Below are 19956 nucleotides of genomic sequence, written 5' to 3' on the forward strand. Positions count from 1 at the left end.
GATGAGCGTTGAAATGATGAGTGCCCCTCGGTTTTCTCCCCTCTCCCGCGTGCGGGAGGGGGGTTGGGGAAGAGGGCATGCGGCGGCAATACCGGCGATACCGCACGCTGCCGCCGCTGCCCTCTCCCCTGCCCCTCTCCCAAAGGGAGGGAGAGGGAAACCGACAGAGTGTTTTCAGTGCCTCAGAACAATTCCGCGTCCAGCGCCATCAGCGGCGCGGCGCCGGCGCGCGCCATGCGGATCTGCGCGGCGGTCTCCGGCAGCAGCTTGGCGAAATAGAAGCGCGCGGTGGCCAGCTTGGCGGTGTAGAACTTGTCGCCGCTGTCCTGCTTCTCCAGCGCGATCTTGGCCATCCGGGCCCAGAAGTAGGCCAACACCAGGTGGCCGACCACGCGCAGGTACGGCACCGCGGCGGCGCCGACCTCGTCGGGATTGGCCATCGCCTTCATGCCGATCTCCATCGTCAGCTTCTGCACCTTGTCGCCCAGGTCCGCCAGCGGATTGACGAACTCCTGCATCGCCTCGTCGGTGCCCTCGGCCTCGACGAACTCCTGCACGATCTTGCCGAAGGCCTTCATCTTCGCGCCCATGTCGCCGAGGATCTTGCGGCCCAGCAGGTCCAGCGCCTGGATCGTGTTGGTGCCCTCGTAGATCATGTTGATGCGGGCATCGCGCACGTACTGCTCCATGCCCCATTCGGAGATATAGCCGTGGCCGCCGAACACCTGCATCCCTTCATTGGTGGCGATGAACGCGTTGTCGGTCAGGAAGGCCTTGATCACCGGCGTCAGCAGCGCGACCAGGTCGCCGGCCTGCTTGCGCACGGCCTCGTCCGGGTGCGACAGCTCGCGGTCGATCTGCAGCGCGGTCCAGTAGCTGAACGCGCGGCCGCCTTCGGCGAAGGCCTTCTGCGTCAGCAGCATGCGGCGCACGTCCGGATGCACGATGATCGGATCGGCCGGCTTGTCCGGTGCCTTCGGCCCGGTCAGCGAACGCATCTGCAGCCGTTCCTTCGCGTAGGCCACCGAGTTCTGGTAGGCGACCTCGGTCAGGCCCAGGCCCTGCATGCCGACGCCGAGCCGCGCGGCGTTCATCATCACGAACATCGCGTTCAGGCCCTTGTTGGGCTCGCCGACCAGCCAGCCGCGCGCGCCGTCCAGGTTCATCACGCAGGTGGCGTTGCCGTGGATGCCCATCTTGTGCTCGATCGAGCCGCAGACGATGCCGTTGCGCTCGCCCGGATTGCCGTCGGCATCGGGGATGAACTTCGGCACCACGAACAGCGAGATGCCCTTGGTACCCTGCGGCGCGTCAGGCAGGCGCGCCAGAACCAGGTGGATGATGTTGGCCGACAGGTCGTGTTCGCCGGCCGAGATGAAGATCTTGGTGCCGGTCAGGCTGTACGAGCCGTCGTCCAGCGGTTCGGCCCTGGTGCGCAGGATGCCCAGGTCGGTGCCGCAGTGCGGCTCGGTCAGGCACATCGTGCCGGTCCATTCGCCCGACACCAGCTTGGGCAGGTAGCGCTGCTGCAGCTCGGGCGTGCCGTGGGCGTGCAGCGCCTCGTAGGCGCCGTGCGACAGGCCGGGATACATGGTCCAGGCCTGGTTCGCCGAGTTCAGCATCTCGAACAGCGCGTTGTTGACCAGGATCGGCAGGCCCTGGCCGCCGAATTCGGGATCGCAGGCCAGCGCCGGCCAGCCGGCCTCGACGTACTGCCGGTAGGCTTCCTTGAAGCCGGTCGGCGCGGTCACGACGCCGTCGCCGTGGTGGGTGCAGCCCTCGCGGTCGCCGCTCTGGTTCAACGGGAAAATGACTTCCGAGCAAAACTTGCCGGCTTCCTCGATGACCTGGTTGATGGTGTCCGCGTCGATGTCGGCGTGCGGCGGCATCGCCTTGAGCTCGGCCTCGACGCCGAGCAGTTCGTGCAGCACGAATTGCATGTCGCGCAGCGGAGCGGTGTACTGGCCCATCAAGATCTCCTTGGAGTTGGCGAAGCCGCCGCGCCGCTGGTGCTGTCAAGCACGCCATGCCTGCGGCGGCATCAGGTACGGTAGGACTGAATCAGCTTGTTGAGCGCGACCATGGCAAGCTCGGCGCTGTCGGGCAGGCGCAGGAAGCGGGCGTCGTGATGCAGCCCCAGTTCGAGGCTGTACATCTCGAACAGCATCAGCCGCGGATCGCAGTCCGCGCGCAGATGGCCTTCTTCCTTGGCCTGTTCGATCGCGCGTGTCAGCGCGGCCCGCCAGATCGTGACGCTCTTGATCAGCTCGTCCCGCACCGGGCTTTCCGCGCGGTCATCGTATTCGACCGCCCCGCTGATGTAGATGCAGCCGGTGGTGACTTCCTGGATCCGTTTTTCCATCCAGCGACGCACCATCGACCACAGCCGCGGCAGACCGCGCGGCTCGTTCAGCGAGGGATAGAAGACCTCCTGCTCGAACCGGCGGTGATACTCGCGCACCACCTCCACCTGCAGGTCTTCGCGCGAACCGAAATGCGCGAACACGCCGCTCTTGCTCATTTGCATGCGTTCCGCGAGCAGACCGATCGTCAAACCTTCGAGTCCGTCGCGGGACGACAATTCCAGTGCGGCGTCGAGAATCGCCACGCGCGTCATCTCCCCCTTGCGCATCGGGGTGGGAGTCGCGTTGGCGGCGGATTCGAGACGGGCTGACTGGTGTCGCATGATTTTTCTCCGTACTTTTTGCGGCATCGGTTCGCGATGCCGCGCTTGGCCCTGGCCTGTGATGTCGATCGCCGCCGGCCCGCCCGGTAGAGCGGGCCAGGCGGCGAATGCACGCAGTCTAAGCCAAAAAAGAACGGTCGTTCAGATTATTCTGGCCGCGCCTGCCGCTATCAAGTTTTTAATTAGACCTTCGTTTCTAAACCGCTCGTCGGCCGAACTGCGGTGCAACATCCGGCAGTGGGCATCGGCGGCGAGGCCGAGGTGCCGGTGCGCGCCGCATTTTGCCGCAAGGCAGCACCGGCATGTCACGTTTCAGTAGCGGCCCGCGGCCCCGGCGACCATGACGCCGAAGCGCAACAGCATGTAGGCCATCCAGTCCAGGCAGCGGCGCAGGCGTCCGCGGCGGGCATGGTCCTCGGGCACGACCGGTGCGCTGCGCTGTGCGATCGCGCACTCCAGCTCGTCGCGCAGCCTGGCGGCAAAGGCCTCGTCGTAGACCGCGACATTGGCCTCGCGCGCCAGCAGCAGGCTGAACGGATCCATGTTGCTGGAGCCGACCGTCGCCCAGCTGTCGTCGACCACCGCGACCTTGGCGTGCAGGAAGCTCTCGGCGTACTCGTGGATCTCGACGCCGGCCTCGAGCAGCGTCGCGTACAGCGCGTGGGTCGCGTAATGCTGCAGCCGGTACTCGACCATGCCCTGCAGCAGCAGCCGCACGCGCACCCCGCGCCGGCGGCAGGCCAGCAGCGCGCGCCGCATCTTGGCCCCGGGCAGGAAATAGGCGTTGGCGATGATCACATCGTGCCGCGCTGCGCCCAGCGCCTGCAGATAGGCGCGCTCGATGGTGCGGCGATTGCGCAGGTTGTCGCGCAGCAGCAGTGCCGCCCGCACGCCGCCGCCGCCGTCGGCGGGCGCGGGCAGCGGACCCGGCGGCAAAGGGAACTCGCCGGCCAGGCCCGACAGGCCGCCGGCCAGTCCGCCGCCCTGCATCTCGCCGCGCAGCGCGAGCCGCCACCACAGCCGCTCCGCCGTCAGCGCGATCTGGCTCGCGAGCGGACCGGTGACCCGCACCGCGAAGTCGTAGCGCGGACCGAGCTGGGCCTCGTCGAAGGGGCCGTGATTGTGATCGTCGATGATGTTGATGCCGCCGACGAAGGCGACGCGCCGGTCGATCACCGCCAGCTTGCGGTGCAGCCGGCGCAGATGCCGGCGCGCCAGCCGGAAGCCACGCAGCGGCCGGTAGACGCGCAGCCTGACGCCACCCCGCTCCAGCCGCTCGACCAGCGCCGCCGGCATGTCGCCCGCGCCGAAGCCGTCGACCAGCAGGTGCACGCGCACGCCGCGCTCGACCGCGCGCAGCAGCGCGTCGGCGACGGCCTGGCCGACCTCGTCGTCGGCATAGATATAGGTCTCCAGCGAGACCGACAGCACCGCCTGGTCGATCGCGGCGATCAGCGCGGGAAAGTAGTCGGCGCCGCCGCGCAGCAGTTCGACACGATTGCCGCCCACCGGACGGCCGGGCCCGCCGCGCAGCAGGCGGGACCCGTGGCGCGCGTCGAGGGTCGTGGCGGCGGCCGCCTCCGTCGTGCCTTCCACCGCATGGGCGACGGCGGTCATGGAAGAGCGGACGGATTCGCTTGGGCTCTCGGGCAAGGACATGACGGCATTATCGGTCACCTGGCGGCGGAAACGCCACCCGGCGCGCAGCGGCGCGGGATGTCGAACCAGGCATCGGGTCCGGCGCGGGGCAGGCGGAACGGGACGGACGGGCGCGGCCCGACTCTGCTATCGTCGCGCTTTATTCCCGACTTTGTTCCCGACTGTCTTCCCGACTTCGTTGGCGTCTGCGTTGACAGCCTCGTCCACGACATCGTCCCACCCTCGCCCCCGCGCACTGAGCTGATTCGATCGTGAAGGTTTTCGGTATCGCCGGCACCTCCGGCAGCGGCAAGACCACCTTGCTGGACCAGTTGATCCCCCGCTTCGTCGGCGCCGGCCTGCGCGTGGCCGGCGTCAAACATACCCATCACGGATTCGACCCCGACACCCCGGGCAAGGATTCGTGGCGCATGCGCGAGGCCGGCTGTGCCAATGTGGTGCTGGTCGGCGCACGCCATCTGACGCTGATGCGCCGCTACGCGCAGGGCGCGCCGTCGCCCGAACTGGCCGACGCGCTGGCGGTGCTGCCGGCCGATACCGACCTGGTTCTGGTCGAGGGATACAAGCACAGCGACGTGCCCAAGCTAGAGGTCTATCGTCCCGGCCATGGCCGGCCGCCGCTGTGGCCCGACGTGCCCGGCATCGTCGGCGTCGCCACGGACGACCCCGAGCAGGTGGCCGCGCTGACCCGGCTGCCAGTGCTCGACCTGAACCGGATCGACGCCATCGAGGCCTTCGTGCGGGAGCAGGCCGGGCTGTAGCTGTGGTGAAAGCGGTAGCGCGGCTTCGCCGCCGGGCCAGCGAACCGGGCGGCTAGCCGGCCGCGCCCGCCGTCTCGTCGCTGTGCCGCGGATTGACCTCGGGTACCTGCGGCCGCGCCAGCTCGGCGACCAGCGGCACGTGGTCCGAGCGCTGCGCCCAGTCGCGGCCGGTCAGCACGCGGGCGCGCTCGATCTCGAAGCCGCGCACGTAGATGCGGTCGAGCTGCCACCACGGCATATGGCTCGGAAAGGTATGCAGCCGAGAACCGCGCGCATGCGAGGCCTCCAGCGCGCCCAGCGTATTGCAGATCAGCGCGTCGAGCCGGTGGTTCCAGTCGTTGAAGTCGCCGGCGATCACCAGCGGCGCGTCGGCCGGCACCACGTTGCGCACCCGTTCGACCAGCGCCTCGGCCTGGCGCGCGCGGCTGCGCGCGAACAGGCCGAAATGCACGCAGATCAGATGCGCCTCGATGCCATGGATGTCGGCCACCGCATGCAGCAGCCCGCGCTGCTCGAAGCGATGGTCCGAGATATCGAGGTTCTCCGACATCAGGATCGGATGGCGCGACAGGATCGCGTTGCCGTGGTGGCCGTGGTCATAGACCGCGTTGCGGCCATAGACCGAATGCGGATAGGCATCGGTCGCCAGGTAGTTCAGCTGCGTGTAGTCGGAATCGAACAGCGCGGCGGCCACCAGGCGGTCGTTGCGGTCCTGCACTTCCTGCAGGAAGACGATGTCGGCGTCGACCGTCTGCAGGCCGTCGCGCACATGCTGGATGCGCGGGCGGCGCGCGAAGCCGGTCAGTCCCTTGTGGATGTTGTAGGTGACCACGCGCAACTTCATCGCGGCCCTCCGGACTGGCCGGCGTCCGCGATGGCGACGGGGCCAACGGCGCCTGCCGCACAGGCAGTCGCCCCGGCCGCGGCGCGCCAGGCCAGCTGGCGGACCGCTTCGGCATTGCTCGACGAGAAGCAGCGCGCGGCCGCCTGCTCCCACGGCAGCCAGACCGATTGCAGATGCTCGCGCGGCGCCAGCGTGACCGGCAGCGGCCGGTCGACGCACAGGCCGAACCAGTGCTCGACATTGCGCGTGACGCCGGGCGCGTAGCGATGGCGCCATTCGGGGTAGATCTCGTACTCGATGTGGTGGCCCCAGTCCTGCAAGCGGTGCTCGCTGGCGACGATGCCGGTCTCCTCGGCCACCTCGCGGGCGGCGGTCAATGCCAGGGGTTCGTCGGGGGTATCGAGACTGCCGGTGACCGATTGCCAGAAGCCGGGACGGTCGGCCCGCTCCAGCAGCAGGACCTGCAGATCGGCCGTATGGATCACGACCAGCACGGATTCGGGAATCTTGTAGGGCATGGGATCGGACGGGAACAGGCTGACAAGCTTAACGCAGTTGCCTGATGGCGCCACCGGGCTTAGTCCGACAAGCCCTGGAGGCGTGGGGATGATGTGATGGCATGGGCACTGGTAAGGCGCCCATGCCCATTGCCCCCGTTCAGGCCCGCTCTTCGCGGACGGAAGCTTCGCGCACCCAGCTGTCGAACACGTCCGGCGAGTCGCCGTGGCCCCAGGCGGCGCGCAGCTGCTGCATCAGCGGCGCCAGCGATTCGGTGTAGCGCGCCGCGGCGGCGTGGGCCTCGGTCGCCAGCGCCTCGGCGGCCTGGGCGGCGCGCGCCTGCATTTCGGTGCGGGCCTGCGCGACTTCCTTCTCGCGCTGGCCCAGCGCGTGGTACTTCTGGATCAGGAAGCGCTGGTAGTCGCCACCCTCGCCTTGCGGCGCCTGCGCGGCCTGGGCGTTCACCTGTTCGAAGCGCAGCACGATGCTGGCGGTCTCCTGCTCGATCTGCGCGGCCTCGGCCACCAGCGCCTGCGCCGCGTCCTGCAGCGCCAGCGCATCGCGGCGGCGGGCCTGCAGTTGCGCGGCCATCGTCTCGAAGGTCCGCTGCGCGGCCAGGTAGGCCTGCACCACGGGCTGCGGCGCGACCACCAGCAGCGGATCGGCACCGCTGCCGCGTCGGCCCGGCAGCAACGCATCTTCCGGCAGGCGCAGGTTGCCGACTTCCTCGAGCCAGCGCCCGCGCGCCATCACCGCCGCCACGGTGTCCAGCGCCACGCGCCGCAGCGCCTCGGCGCGCTGCATCTGCACCGCACCGCCCTCGGCCGCCGCGCTGCCGACCTGCGCCGCATGCGCGATATCGGGAACGCAGGCGGCCACCGTGGTCGCCACCGATTCCGACATCGCCTGCGCGGACTTGCGCACCGCGCGGCGCAGCTCGAAGCGCGCCAGCAGCATCATCACCAGCCCGGCCACCAGCCAGGTCAGGATCGTCTCCGCATGCTGCAGCAGGAATTGGCGGATCAGTTCGATATCCAGTGTCACCTTTGTTCTCCGTTGTCAGGCGCTGCTGCCGGGGGCAGCCCGATGGATGACCCAGCGAGGTGGCCGATCGTTCCCACGGGAAACAATTGGAAACCTCGATCGCCCTCCCCAGCCTACACAAACAAAAAACGGCCGCGCTCGCGCACGGCCGTCGTCTCTGTCGCTAGCGCGCCAGCGGCATCACGCCGAAGCCTTCGGCTCGGGCGTGCGCAGCCGGATATGCAGCTCGCGCAGCTGCTTCTCGTCGACCGAGCTCGGCGCCTGCGTCAGCAGATCCTGCGCGCGCTGGGTCTTCGGGAACGCGATCACGTCGCGGATCGAATCGGCGCCGGCCATCATCGTGACGATGCGGTCCAGGCCGAAGGCGATGCCGCCATGCGGGGGCGCGCCGTACTGCAGCGCGTCCAGCAGATAGCCGAACTTGGCGCGCGCCTCTTCCTCGTTGATCTTCAGCGCGCGGAACACCTTGCTCTGCACGTCCTCGCGATAGATCCGCACCGAGCCGCCGCCGATTTCCCAGCCGTTGAGCACCATGTCGTAGGCCTTGGCGATGCACTTGCCCGGATCGGTGGCCAGGTATTCCAGATGCTCGTCCTTCGGGCTGGTGAACGGGTGGTGCATCGCGACCCAGCGGGCGTCTTCCTCGTCGTACTCGAACATCGGGAAGTCGACGACCCACAGCGGCTTCCACGCGTCCTCGAACAGGCCGTTGGCCTTGCCGAATTCCGAGTGGCCGATCTTCAGGCGCAGCGCGCCCATCGCGTCATTGACGACCTTGGCCTTGTCGGCGCCGAAGAACAGGATGTCGCCATCCTGCGCGCCCGAGCGCTTCAGGATCTCGGCGATCGCGGCGTCATGCAGGTTCTTGACGATCGGCGACTGCAGGCCGTCGCGGCCCTTGGCCACTTCGTTGACCTTGATCCAGGCCAGGCCCTTGGCGCCGTAGATCGCGACGAATTGCGTATAGGCATCGATCTCGCCGCGCGAGATCTGGCCGCCGCCGGGCACGCGCAGCGCGACCACGCGGCCGTTGTCGCTGTTGGCCGGACCCGAGAACACCTTGAAGTCGACGTCCTTCATGACCTCGGTCAGCTCGGTGAATTCGAGCTTGACGCGCAGGTCCGGCTTGTCCGAGCCGAAGCGGGCCATCGCCTCGCGGAATTCCATCACCGGGAACTTGTCGTCGAGCGCCACGCCGATGGTGTTCTTGAACACCGTGCGGATCATGTTCTCGAACAGGTCGCGGATGTCCTGCTCGGTCAGGAACGAGGTCTCGCAGTCGATCTGCGTGAATTCGGGCTGGCGGTCGGCGCGCAGGTCCTCGTCGCGGAAGCACTTGGTGATCTGGTAGTAGCGATCGAACCCCGACACCATCAGCATCTGCTTGAACAGCTGCGGCGACTGCGGCAGCGCGAAGAAGTGGCCCGGGTTGACCCGCGACGGCACCAGGTAGTCGCGCGCGCCTTCCGGCGTGCTCTTGCCCAGCATCGGCGTCTCGATGTCGATGAAGCCCTGCTCGTCCAGGTACTTGCGCACTTCCATCGCGACCTTGTAGCGCAGGCGCAGGTTGTACTGCATCTGCGGGCGGCGCAGGTCCAGCACGCGGTGCGTCAGGCGCGTGGTCTCCGACAGGTTGTCGTCGTCGAGCTGGAACGGCGGCGTGACCGACGGGTTCAGCACGGTCAGCTCGTGGCACAGCACCTCGATCTTGCCCGAGGTCAGGTTGGCGTTCTCGGTGCCGGCCGGGCGCGCGCGCACCTTGCCGGTCACGCGGATGCAGAACTCGTTGCGGATGTCCTCGGCGACCTTGAACATTTCGGGGCGGTCCGGATCGCAGACGACCTGCACCAGCCCTTCGCGATCGCGCAGGTCGATGAAGATCACGCCGCCGTGGTCGCGGCGCCGTTGCACCCAGCCGGTCAGGGCCACTTCCTGGCCAGTCAGTTGTTCGGTCACGAGACCGCAGTAGTGAGTTCGCATGGAGGACATAGGAGAAATTCCCGGTAAGGCGCGGCCGCGCTCGGGCGGCCCGCGGTCAATTGGAGTGCGATGGGTCGGCGGCGGAGACGCCGGCAGTGGGGCCCGCAGCGGAGCCGGCGGCGCGGTTCGGCGCGGCCTTGCGCGGCAGCTCGGCCGGCGCGACCACACCCATCGACACGATGTATTTCAGGGCGGCATCGACGGTCATGTCGAGCTCGATGGTGTCGGCCTTGGGCATCATCAGGAAGAAGCCCGAGGTCGGATTCGGCGTGGTCGGCACGTAGACGCTGACGTATTCGCCCTGCAGGTGGTTCTGCACGTCGCCGCCGGGCCGGCCGGTCAGGAAGGCGATCGTCCACGAGCCCTCGCGCGGGTACTGCACCAGCAGCGCCTTGCGGAACGCGTTGCCCGACGAGGACAGCAGCGTGTCGGAGACCTGCTTGACGCTGGAATAGATCGGGCCGACCACCGGGATATGGTGCAGCAGCGCTTCCCACCAGCGCACCAGGCGCTGGCCGATGAAGTTGTGCGCCAGCACGCCGACCAGCAGGATGAACAGCAGCGTCAGGATCGCGCCCAGGCCGGGCACGCGCATGCCGAACAGCTGGCGGTCGAACTGCCAGGCCTCGGGCAGCAGCGCGAGGCTCTGGTCCATCGTGCCGATGATCAGGCTGAGCACCCACAGCGTGATGCCCAGCGGTACCAGCACCAGCAGGCCGGTCAGGAACCAGGTCTTCAGTGCGGAAGTTTTCTTGTTGGTTGCCACGTTCCTTCCTGGTTCAGTGGCAGGCGCAGGCGCTGCCGCAGCCGCCGGCCGCGCTCGCCCCGCTGGCGGACGCCGACGTCTCGGCCGGCTTGGCGGCGCCGGCGTCGCCGGTGCCGGCGGACGCGCCCGAGCTGGCGCCGGCGCTGCCGCTGTTGCCACCGCGGAAGTCGGTCACGTACCAGCCAGAACCCTTGAGCTGGAACCCGGCTGCGGTCAGCTGCTTCTTGAAGGCCCCCGCCGTATTGCAGGATGGGCAGTCGGTGAGCGGGGCATCGCTCATTTTCTGCAGCACATCGCGCCCATGGCCGCAGGCGTCGCAACGGTAGGCATAGATCGGCATTGTGGTTCTCCGGGAGATCCCCATTGGGTCAACAAGGGATCAACAAAGGGGTCGACAAAAAATCAATGGAAATCAACGCGCGCGGCCGGCGCGGCGTTCCAGGCTGTCGCCCGCCACCGTCCGGCCATGCAAAGCCTTGAATTATAAACCGTTTGGACGCCGTTGCCGCCGGAAAAGCGGCCGGCCTGGGCCGCAGACCGGCCGATTGGCGGCCGGGGCGCAATCTGGCCGCGCGGCAGCCCTTTCGGGCCGCCAATCAGGCGATATGCACTTCCTTGACCGGCGGGCGGTCGCCGATCCACTGCGGCAGCAGCGAGCCGACCAGCATGCCGCCGAGCGAGAACAGCAGGCCCACCATCTGCGGCGGCACCGCGGCGTCGGCGAAGGCGATCTCGCAGACCAGCCACGAGCTCAGGCCGAGCAGGATCGCCGCCAGGCCGCCCTGGCGCGTGGCGCGCTTCCAGAACAGGCCGAACGCGAGCGGCACGAACGACGACACCAGCGTGACCTTGTAGGCATTCTCGACCATGTGGAAGATCGACAGGTGCGAGTTCAGCGCGAACAGCGTGACCAGCGTGGTGAACACCAGCACGACCGCCTGCATCACCCGCAGGAAGCGCCTGTCGTCCAGATGGCGGAAGTACGGCCGCAGGATGTTCTCGGCGAAGGTCACCGACGGCGCCAGCAGCGTGGCCGACGCGCAGCTCTTGATCGCCGACAGCAGCGCGCCGAAGAACATCACCTGAGCGAACAGCGGGGCGTGGTCCAGGATCAGCGTCGGCAGGATCAGTTGCGAATCGGTATCGATGTAGCGCTGCACCATCGCCGGATCGATCAGCGTGGCCGAATACGCCAGGAACATCGGGATGAAGGCGAAGCAGAAGTACAGCACGCCGCCCAGCACCGAGGCGCGGCCGGCGATCTGCTCGGTGCGCGACGACGTGACCCGCTGGAACACGTCCTGCTGCGGGATCGAGCCGAGCATCATCGTAAACAGCGCGGCGGCAAAGCCGATGATCTGGATCAGGTCGAGTTCGGGCAGGAATTCGAGCTTGCCCGCCGCCGCCGCGTGCGACACCACCGCCGACACGCCGCCGGCCTGGCCGCTGACCTCGTAGCCGATATACAGCATGCCGATCACGATGATGATCATCTGGATGAAGTCGGTGATCGCCACCGACCACATGCCGCCGAACAGCGTGTAGATCAGCACGCTGGCCGCGCCGATCATCATGCCGGCGTCCTGCGACAGCGCGCCGTCCGAGACCGTGTAGAACACCAGACCCAGCGCCTTGATCTGCGCCGCGACCCAGCCCAGGTAGGACACCACGATGCACAGCGTGGTCAGGATCTCGGCCAGCCGCCCATAGCGGTTGTGGTAGTAGTCGCCGATCGTCAGCAGGTTCATCCGGTACAGCGGACGGGCGAAGAACAGGCCGACCAGGATCAGGCACAGCGACGAGCCGAAGGGGTCGGACACCACGCCGGACAGCCCTTCCTTCAGGAATACCGCCGGGATGCCGAGCACGGTCTCGGAGCCGAACCAGGTCGCGAACACGGTCGCGGTGACCACGTAGAACGGCAGGCTGCGGCCCGCCACGGCGAAGTCGGTCGTGTTGCGCACGCGCAGCGCGGCCCACAGGCCGATGCCGACCGAGATTACCCAGTAGATGATGACGAACCAGATCAGCATGCTGCTGCCCTATCCCAAAGAGCCCAGGGGCCAAGAAACCGAATGGCGGACGGCGGCAAGATCATGCGCGCGTCCGCAGTCCAATTCATCGGTCGGGGCCGCGTGGGTGGCGGATCGGGTGCCCTGGGACGAGCACTGGCCTGCGGTCGTAGCCGAATCAAAACGCGGATTATAGCGATGCAAGCGGCGATACAAGCGCGCGCTGCCAAAAAAATCGGCAGCCGCGCGGGACATCGAAGCGGGTTGGACCGGCGACGGCGGCAGGCCGCCCCTCGGCCAATCCCTCAACCGAGCCAGTCGACCAGCTGCGTCGCCGCCACCGCGATGGCCACGGCGCCGATCAGCAGCAGCCCGATCGCCAGCATCCGGTTGGTGCGGCGCTGCTCGACCACCAGCGCCGCCAGCAGGCGGTCCTGCTGGCTGTTGTTGACCAGCGCGCGGCGTTCCAGGAACTGATGCGCCAGGCGGGGAAAGTCGGGCAGCATCTTGGCCCATTGCGGCGCCTCGACCTGGATGCGCTCCCAGGCGCCGCGCCAGCCGACCTGCTCGTGCATCCAGCGCTCCAGGTAGGGCTTGGCGGTCTTCCACAGATCGAGGTCCGGGTCCAGCTGGCGGCCAAGCCCTTCGATATTGAGCAGCGTCTTCTGCAGCAGCACCAGCTGCGGCTGGATCTCGACGTTGAAGCGGCGCGAGGTCTGGAACAGCCGCATCAGCACCATGCCCAGCGAGATCTCCTTCAGCGGCTTGTCGAAGTACGGCTCGCAGCAGGCGCGCACCGCGCTCTCGAGCTCCTCGACCCGGGTCTGCGGCGGTACCCAGCCCGACTCGACGTGCAACAGCGCGACGCGATGGTAGTCGCGGCGGAAGAAGGCGATGAAGTTCTGCGCCAGGTAGTTCTTGTCGAACTCGGACAGCGCGCCGACGATGCCGAAGTCCAGCGCGATATAGCGGCCGAAGGTCTCGGGCTGCACCGACACCAGGATGTTGCCGGGGTGCATGTCGGCGTGGAAGAAGCCGTCGCGGAACACCTGCGTGAAGAAGATCTCGACGCCCTCCTCCGCCAGCCGGTGCAGGTCGACGCCGGCGGCCTTCAGCGATTCGGTGCGCGAGATCGGGATGCCGTGCATCCGCTCCATCACGAACACCTCGCTGCTGCAGAAGTCCCAGAACACTTCGGGCACCAGCAGCAGCTCGGTGTCCTGGAAGTTGCGGCGCAGCTGGCTGGCGTTGGCCGCCTCGATCATCAGATCGAGCTCGTCATGCAGGTACTTGTCGAACTCGGCGACCACCTCGCGCGGCTTGAGCCGCTTGCCGTCGGCCGAGACCCGCTCGATCCAGACCGCGACATCGCGCATCAGCGCCAGGTCGCTGTCGATCACCGGCAGCATGCCGGGCCGCAGCACCTTGACCGCGACCTCGCGGCCGCGATACGGGCCGGCCTTCAGCGTGGCGAAATGCACCTGCGCGATCGACGCGCTGGCGACCGGCTGGTGCTCGAAGGTCTCGAACAGCTGCGTCAGCGGCCGGCCCAGCGAGCGCTCGATGATGGCGACCGCGACGGCCGGATCGAACGGCGGCACCTGGTCCTGCAGCAGCGCCAGTTCGTCGGCGATGTCGGCCGGCAGCAGGTCGCGCCGGGTCGACAGCACCTGGCCGAACTTGACGAAGATCGGCCCCAGCCGCGTCAGCGCCAGCCGCAGCCGCACGCCGCGCGGCACGGTGTCGAGCTTGCGTCCGATCGTGATGACCCTGACCAGCAGGCGGATATGCCGGTTCTGGAAACCGGACAGCACCAGCTCGTCCAGGCCGTAGTAGAAGATGACAAAGGCGATCTTGCAGAGGCGCAGGAAACGGGTCATGCAGGTCTTGTCGGTAAGCCGGCCGGATCGGGACGCGCCGTTGCGCGTCGTTGCCGCCGGCGGGCGGGATTCTTGTCAGCGGTTCCGCGCTCGGCGCGGCTGGCCCGTTCAGCGATGCGCGGACGGCAGCGGGGCGGCGCCGGCACCGGGGCCGGCACCGGGGCCGGCACCCGGACCAGCACCGCGCTCCAGCCGCTCCAGCCGCTTCTCCAGCCTGGCCAGATCGTCGCGCAATGCGGCTACATCGGCACGGAAATCGTCCAGCGCGGCATGGCGGACCAGCGTCGGCTGTTCGTCCAGCAGATATTCGGTCACGTTCTCGACCAGCGCCCGCCCGACCCGCAGCGCGCCGGCGTGGGCCTGCTGCGCGCCGTCGACCAGCCGCTGCGCGACGCTGTCGCCGACGGTGCCGCCCATCACGGCACGCAAGGCCCGCGCCAGATCCTCCGCGGCATCCCAGCGCAGGCTGCGCGCCAGCGTCGACACGGTATTGGCCAGCTCGGCGTCGCCCTCCAGCCGCACATGGCGCATCGCGGCGGCCTGCCCCCCGGCGGCGACATCGGCCACCACCAGCGGCCATTGCTGCAGCGGCACGGCGATCGTCACAGACGGCGGCGGCGCGTCGGCGGCGGCCAGCGCGACCATGCCTTGCGCATCGATCCGCAAGGCCATCGCAAAGGCGGCAGCGTCGAAGCCGATCACGCGGCCGGCATAGGGCGTCAGCAGCTTGCGCGCCCACGGCTCCTGTTCCAGCAGATGATTGAGCGCGGCGACGATGGGGCCGGCCAGCGCGGACGGAAGAGTGTTCATGGCGTGATGGTGCGGACCACGCCGGCCAGGCCGGCGCCAATGAAAAAGGCCCACGCGCGTTGGCGCGTGGGCCTCCATTCTAAGCCAGCGCCGGGCACATCACGCCGCACCCGGGCCTTGGCTCAAGCAGCGACTCGGCCGCGGGCTCAGGATTCCTGCTGAATCCCGGCCAGCACCCAGCCGCCGGCGCCGCTGGCCGGCTTCGCCAGGTTCCACACCTCGGCGAACGGCTGCGCGGCCTCGCCTTCGTTCTCGCGGATCATGCCGCTGAAGCGCACGCTGGCCACATGCTGGTTGTCGGTCGACTCGATGCCCAGCAGCGTCGCGTCCAGCGTCACCACGTCGGTGTGGTTGCTCTGTGCCCCGCGATCGCCCAGGTCCATCTTGATCTCGGCAAACATTTCCGGCGTGGTGAACTCGCGGATGTCGTCGAGATTGCCGGCGTCCCAGGCGGCCTGCAGGCGCACGAAGTACACCTTGGCGTTGCGCAGGAAGGCTTCGGTATCGAAGTCCGCCGGCACGCCCCAGGGCTGCACGCCCTGCGATCCGGCCACCGCGGCCGCCGTGGCCGGTTGCAGTGCCGGCTGCGCCGAGGGCTGCAGCACGGGCTCGCGCATCATCGGCTCCTGGCCGCGGTCGAAGGCGCCGCGGTTCAGGTCGGTCCGGCCGTTCGGCGAACCGGCGGCGCCGGCCGCGCCGGCATACGCCGGCTGCGGACGCTTGGCGCCGCCGCGGAACTTGCGGATCAGCCAGATCGCGATGAAGGCCAGCGCCGCGATCAGGATCAGGTTGGACAGGAAGGTCAGCGCGGCGCCGCCCAGGCCGAACTGCGACAGCAGCCAGCCGATGCCCAGGCCGGCGGCGATACCGCCGAGGATGCCGCCCCAGTTGCGGCGCGGCGCGGCGGCCGTTGCGGCACCGGCGCCGGCGGTCGCCGGCGCGGCCTGCTGGGCCGGCTGCTGCGCCTGCTGCTGCGTCGGCGTCTGCTGCGGCGCCTGCTGGCGCTGCTGGGTCACGTTGGACGATTGCTTGCCGAAGCTGCGGGAGCCGCCCATCCGCTTGGCCTCCGCATCGAACACCATCCCGAAGGCCAGCATGCCGGCCAGCGACCCCGCCAGGAATTTTCCGCGAATGTTGGACATGATTCCTTATCCCCTTTTATTGCGCCGCAATCGGCGCTGATTCAGTACTTACGGCCGACGTGCAAGGCAACCACGCCCGCCGTCAGGTTGAAGTATTCGACGTTTTCCAGCCCCGCTTGTTCCATCAACCGCACAAGCGAATCCTGGTCGGGGTGTATGCGGATCGACTCGGCCAGGTAGCGGTAGCTGTGGGCGTCGCCGGCGACGCGCTGGCCCAGCCAGGGCAGCACCTTGAAAGAATAGACGTCATACGCCTTTTCCAGCGGCTTCCAGACCTTGGAGAACTCCAGCACCATGACCTTGCCGCCCGGCTTCGTCACGCGCCGCATCTCGGCCAGCGCCCGGTCCTTGTGGGTCATGTTGCGCAGGCCGAAGGCCACGGTGACCAGGTCGAAGTGATTGTCCGGGAACGGGATCCGCTCGGCGTCGCACAGGCACGTCGGCGTCACGATGCCGTCGTTCAGCAGCCGGTCGCGGCCCACCCGCAGCATCGATTCGTTGATGTCGGTCAGCCAGACCTCGCCGGTCGGGCCCGCCTGGCGCGCGAATGCCTTGGCCAGGTCGCCGGTGCCGCCGGCGATGTCGAGCACCTTCTGGCCCGGCCGCACGCCGGCCTGGGCGATCGTGAACAGCTTCCACAACCGGTGCATGCCGCCCGACATCAGGTCGTTCATCAGGTCGTACTTCGACGCGACCGAATGGAACACGCCGGCGACCTTGCCGGCCTTCTCGGTCTCGTCGACCTTCTCGAACCCGAAGTGGGTTTCGCTCATCGCTGGCTCCAGAAATCCAGGGAAGTCGGTGGGACCGGCGGCTCAGTGATGGCCGCAGCCATGGCCGTGCGCCGCGGCGGGGGCCATCGGCGTGTCGCGGTCGGCGCCGGCGGCCTCGAGCCGCCGCAGGTAGTCCTGCCACAGCGCGTCCTGCTCTACGCCGAGGCGGTACAGCAGGTCCCACGAATAGATGCCGCTGTCGTGGCCGTCGGAGAAGCGGATCAGGATCGCATAGTTGCCGACCGGCTCGACCGCGGTCACGTTGACGTCGCGCTTGCCGGTCTGCAGCACTTCCTGGCCCGGGCCGTGGCCCTGCACTTCGGCCGACGGCGAATAGACCCGCAGGTATTCGAACGGCAGCCGGAAGCTCTCGCCAGTGTCGAAGCCGATTTCCAGCACGCGCGATTGCGTGTGGACCGTCAGCGCGGTGGGGTGCGGGGTATCTTTTTCCAGTCCTGCCATGATTGTCGGCGCTAGCCGTGTTGGCGCGGACCCGGCCGGGGTTGACGCCCGCGGGCCGAGTTCACGCTTCTTGTACGACCCGATAGCTTACCGCACGCGACCCGCCTTGCCCATCCTCGAGCGCCGGACGGGGCACGCCGGCCCCGGTGTCCGCGGCATCGTCCCGCAGCGTCCCGCGCTCGGGCAGATAGCGCAGCCGGCGATCGTGGAAGGCCGCGACCGTGCTGCGGTGCGCGATGCTGACGATCGCCGCGCCGGGCAGCGCGTCGACCATCAGCTGGTACATCGCGCGCTCGGTCTCCTCGTCCAGCGCGCTGGTCGCCTCGTCCAGGAACAGGAAATCGGGCTTGCACAGCAGCGCGCGCGCGAACGCCAGCCGCTGCTGCTCGCCGGGCGAGAGCCGCAGCGCCCAGTTGTCGAACACGTCGAGCTGGTTGGCCAGTGCGCCGAGCTGGGCGCGGCGCAGCGCGTCGCGCAGCGTCTGCGCCGGATGCACGTCGCCGGCCTGCGGATAGGCCAGCGCGTCGGCCAGCGTGCCGACCGGCAGATAGCTGCGCTGCGGCAGGAACAGCGTGCGCGACGGCGGCGGCATCGCCACCGAGCCGCTGCCGTACGGCCAGATGCCGGCCAGCGCGCGGAACAGCACGCTCTTGCCGCAGCCCGACGGGCCGGTCACCAGCCAGCGCTCGCCGCGCGCGATCGTCAGCGAGAACGCCGACACCAGGGGCCGCTTGACCACCGGCAGGCCGGGGCCGCCCAGCACGGGCAGCGCCAGCGCCAGCGCATCGATCTCGATGCGGTCGCGCTCGCCCGCGCGCCCGTCGGCGACGCTGACCTGGATATCGTGCTCGCCGTCATGCAGCCGTTCCTGCCGCTGGGCCTCGCGGATCGCCTGCTGGAAATCGATCAGGCGGTTCGACGCGGCCTTCCAGCCGACCAGCGTCGCGTAGTTGTCGACGAACCAGGACAGCGCGCCCTGCACCTGGCCGAAGGCGGTCGACATCTGCATCAGCCCGCCCAGCGTCATCTTGCCGGCGAAGTAGCGCGGCGCGGCCACCAGGATCGGGAAGATGATCGCGAACTGGCCGTAGCCCGAGCTGATGAAGGTCAGCCGCCGCGTATAGAACATCAGCTGGTTCCAGTTGACGCGGATCTGCTCGAAGCGCGCGCGCAGCCCGGCCTGCTCGGTCGGCTCGCCGCGATAGAGCGCGACAGGCTCCGCGTTCTCGCGCAGCCGCACCAGCGAGAAGCGGAAATTCGCCTCGTATTGCTCCTGCTGGAAGTTCAGGCCGATCAGCGGGCGGCCGATCCAGTGCGTCAGCAGCGAGCCGAGGACCGCGTAGCCGCCGGCGAACCAGACCATATAGCCGGGGATCGTCATCGTCGTGCCGCCCAGCGCGAAGCTGATCGGCCCCGACACCGCCCACAGGATGCCGACGAAGGACACCAGCGTGACGACCGAATTGAGCAGGCCAAGCGACAGCGACAGCGCGCCGTCGGTAAACAGCCGCAGATCGTCGGCCAGGCGCTGGTCGGGGTTGTCGGTCGCGTGCGTCTGCTCGATGCGGTAGTACGCCTGCCAGGCCAGCCACTTGCCGAGGAACTGGTTGGTCATCCAGGTCCGCCAGCGCATCTGCAGCATCATCGTGTAGTACTGGCGGAAGATCGCGGCGACGATGAAGCAGGCCGCGATCATGCTGAAGCGCAGCAGCAGCTCCTTGAACGAGGCGTAGTCGCGCTGCTCGAGCGCGTTGTAGAACACGCGGTTCCACTCGTTGAGCAGCACGTTGATGTAGACGATGCCCAGGTTCAACGCCACCAGCAGCAGCAACAGGCCGAGCCCGGCCTTGCGGTCCTCGGATTTCCAGTACGGTTTGATCAGCGCCCAGGTCGCGCGAAAGCGCAGGCGGCTCTGGATCTGCAGCTCGCGGGCCGGGACGGCCGGACCGGGCACGGTGGCAGTGGTTGGCGTGGACATGAATGACGGCAGGCGTTAGGAACAACGGCCGCGCCGGCACGGCTGGCCAGCACGGAACGGCGAACAGGCATCAGACGGCAGGGAAACCGCCCGGGTTCCGCGCGGCGCAACGGCGGGCATGCGGCGGGCATTCGGCGCCCGATCTGCGCCCGATCTGCGCGCAGTCACCACACCAGCAGAACGCGTTGCCCGCTCACTCGGCTGACAGCGCGGCGAGCGCCGCGCGCAGCGCCGGCAGCCGCTGCTGCAATGCCTCGATACGCCCGGCGTCCGCCTCGCGCTGCGGCGCGGCCCAGACCGCCTCGGGGAAGTGCGTGTCCCAGCGATAGCGCGGAATGATATGCCAGTGCAGGTGCGGCACCATGTTGCCGAAGGCGGCCAGATTGACCTTGTCGGGCGCCATCACGTCGCGCACGGTGCGTTCGACGCGGGCCACCAGCCGCATCAGCCAGGCCAGGTCGCCCTCGGACAGATCGGTCTGCTCGGCCACGTGGTCCTGCCAGACCACGCGGCAGAAGCCGGGAAAGCGCTCGTGCTCGACCAGGATCACGCGGGCGCGCCGGCCCGGGTCCTGCCAGACCAGCTCGCCGCCATCGCCCTCGCACAGCGGGCAACCCGCCACGCGGGCCGCGCCCTGCTCCGCCGCGCTCATCGCCGGACC

Annotated in this window: 18 protein-coding genes; 1 reads left to right on the top strand and 17 read right to left on the bottom strand. The window is 68.5% G+C overall.

Annotated features, from left to right (window positions below):
• Nucleotides 1-182: 182 nt before the first annotated feature.
• The 3 genes from F7Q96_RS05495 to clsB form a co-directional block, all read right to left on the bottom strand.
• Nucleotides 183-1970 carry an acyl-CoA dehydrogenase C-terminal domain-containing protein gene (locus F7Q96_RS05495; RefSeq protein ID WP_053821087.1) on the bottom strand — a complete coding sequence of 596 codons (1788 nt, stop codon included), beginning with the start codon at nucleotides 1968-1970 and terminating at the stop codon, nucleotides 183-185.
• A gap of 71 nt (nucleotides 1971-2041) precedes the next feature.
• Entirely contained in the window at nucleotides 2042-2632 is a 591-nt protein-coding gene (locus F7Q96_RS05500) for a TetR/AcrR family transcriptional regulator (RefSeq protein ID WP_006578334.1), read from the bottom strand.
• Nucleotides 2633-2998: 366 nt separating this feature from the next.
• Nucleotides 2999-4303 (bottom strand): cardiolipin synthase ClsB, encoded by a 1305-nt coding sequence (gene clsB, locus F7Q96_RS05505; RefSeq protein WP_053821086.1) that lies wholly within the window; start codon nucleotides 4301-4303, stop codon nucleotides 2999-3001.
• A gap of 293 nt (nucleotides 4304-4596) precedes the next feature.
• Between clsB and mobB the strand changes: the two genes are divergently transcribed.
• Nucleotides 4597-5106, top strand: coding sequence for a molybdopterin-guanine dinucleotide biosynthesis protein B (gene mobB / locus F7Q96_RS05510; protein WP_053821085.1), 510 nt, complete (start codon nucleotides 4597-4599; stop codon nucleotides 5104-5106).
• Between the two features lie 52 nt (nucleotides 5107-5158).
• On the opposite strand, the gene F7Q96_RS05515 is transcribed toward mobB, so the two are convergent.
• The 14 genes from F7Q96_RS05515 to F7Q96_RS05580 all read right to left on the bottom strand — a co-directional run bounded on the left by F7Q96_RS05515 (nucleotide 5159) and on the right by F7Q96_RS05580 (nucleotide 19947).
• Nucleotides 5159-5950: an endonuclease/exonuclease/phosphatase family protein gene (locus tag F7Q96_RS05515; RefSeq protein ID WP_053821084.1), complete on the bottom strand. Its 792-nt coding sequence runs from the start codon at nucleotides 5948-5950 to the stop codon at nucleotides 5159-5161.
• Nucleotides 5947-6468, bottom strand: coding sequence for a dihydroneopterin triphosphate diphosphatase (gene nudB, locus F7Q96_RS05520; protein ID WP_053821083.1), 522 nt, complete (start codon nucleotides 6466-6468; stop codon nucleotides 5947-5949). Before nudB ends, F7Q96_RS05515 begins: the two co-directional genes overlap by 4 nt.
• A 139-nt stretch (nucleotides 6469-6607) precedes the next feature.
• Nucleotides 6608-7492, bottom strand: coding sequence for a hypothetical protein (locus tag F7Q96_RS05525; protein ID WP_053821082.1), 885 nt, complete (start codon nucleotides 7490-7492; stop codon nucleotides 6608-6610).
• A 180-nt stretch (nucleotides 7493-7672) separates the two neighbouring features.
• Nucleotides 7673-9481, bottom strand: a complete 1809-nt coding sequence (aspS, locus tag F7Q96_RS05530) for an aspartate--tRNA ligase (protein WP_053821081.1) — start codon at nucleotides 9479-9481, stop codon at nucleotides 7673-7675.
• Between the two features lie 46 nt (nucleotides 9482-9527).
• Nucleotides 9528-10238: a DUF502 domain-containing protein gene (locus tag F7Q96_RS05535; RefSeq protein ID WP_053821080.1), complete on the bottom strand. Its 711-nt coding sequence runs from the start codon at nucleotides 10236-10238 to the stop codon at nucleotides 9528-9530.
• Between the two features lie 13 nt (nucleotides 10239-10251).
• Nucleotides 10252-10578, bottom strand: coding sequence for an FmdB family zinc ribbon protein (locus F7Q96_RS05540; RefSeq protein WP_053821079.1), 327 nt, complete (start codon nucleotides 10576-10578; stop codon nucleotides 10252-10254).
• A gap of 256 nt (nucleotides 10579-10834) precedes the next feature.
• Nucleotides 10835-12271 carry a high affinity choline transporter 1 gene (locus tag F7Q96_RS05545; protein WP_053821078.1) on the bottom strand — a complete coding sequence of 479 codons (1437 nt, stop codon included), beginning with the start codon at nucleotides 12269-12271 and terminating at the stop codon, nucleotides 10835-10837.
• A gap of 284 nt (nucleotides 12272-12555) precedes the next feature.
• Nucleotides 12556-14130 carry a ubiquinone biosynthesis regulatory protein kinase UbiB gene (gene ubiB, locus F7Q96_RS05550; protein WP_053821077.1) on the bottom strand — a complete coding sequence of 525 codons (1575 nt, stop codon included), beginning with the start codon at nucleotides 14128-14130 and terminating at the stop codon, nucleotides 12556-12558.
• A gap of 108 nt (nucleotides 14131-14238) precedes the next feature.
• Nucleotides 14239-14940 (bottom strand): ubiquinone biosynthesis accessory factor UbiJ, encoded by a 702-nt coding sequence (locus F7Q96_RS05555; protein WP_151022212.1) that lies wholly within the window; start codon nucleotides 14938-14940, stop codon nucleotides 14239-14241.
• A 146-nt stretch (nucleotides 14941-15086) separates the two neighbouring features.
• Nucleotides 15087-16082, bottom strand: a complete 996-nt coding sequence (locus F7Q96_RS05560) for a Tim44 domain-containing protein (protein ID WP_053821076.1) — start codon at nucleotides 16080-16082, stop codon at nucleotides 15087-15089.
• Nucleotides 16083-16123: 41 nt separating this feature from the next.
• Entirely contained in the window at nucleotides 16124-16855 is a 732-nt protein-coding gene (ubiE, locus tag F7Q96_RS05565) for a bifunctional demethylmenaquinone methyltransferase/2-methoxy-6-polyprenyl-1,4-benzoquinol methylase UbiE (RefSeq protein ID WP_053821075.1), read from the bottom strand.
• A gap of 42 nt (nucleotides 16856-16897) precedes the next feature.
• The gene (locus F7Q96_RS05570) at nucleotides 16898-17317 is read right to left on the bottom strand and encodes a gamma-butyrobetaine hydroxylase family protein (RefSeq protein ID WP_053821074.1); all 420 of its coding nucleotides are present in this window, start codon (nucleotides 17315-17317) and stop codon (nucleotides 16898-16900) included.
• Nucleotides 17318-17378: 61 nt separating this feature from the next.
• Nucleotides 17379-19295 (bottom strand): ABC transporter ATP-binding protein/permease, encoded by a 1917-nt coding sequence (locus F7Q96_RS05575; protein WP_053821073.1) that lies wholly within the window; start codon nucleotides 19293-19295, stop codon nucleotides 17379-17381.
• Between the two features lie 193 nt (nucleotides 19296-19488).
• On the bottom strand, nucleotides 19489-19947 hold the full coding sequence (locus F7Q96_RS05580) for an HIT family protein (protein ID WP_053821072.1): 459 nt from the start codon (nucleotides 19945-19947) through the stop codon (nucleotides 19489-19491).
• Nucleotides 19948-19956 lie beyond the last annotated feature (9 nt).

This window comes from Cupriavidus gilardii (assembly GCF_008801915.1).
In the GTDB taxonomy this organism is placed as follows: Bacteria; Pseudomonadota; Gammaproteobacteria; order Burkholderiales; family Burkholderiaceae; genus Cupriavidus; species Cupriavidus gilardii.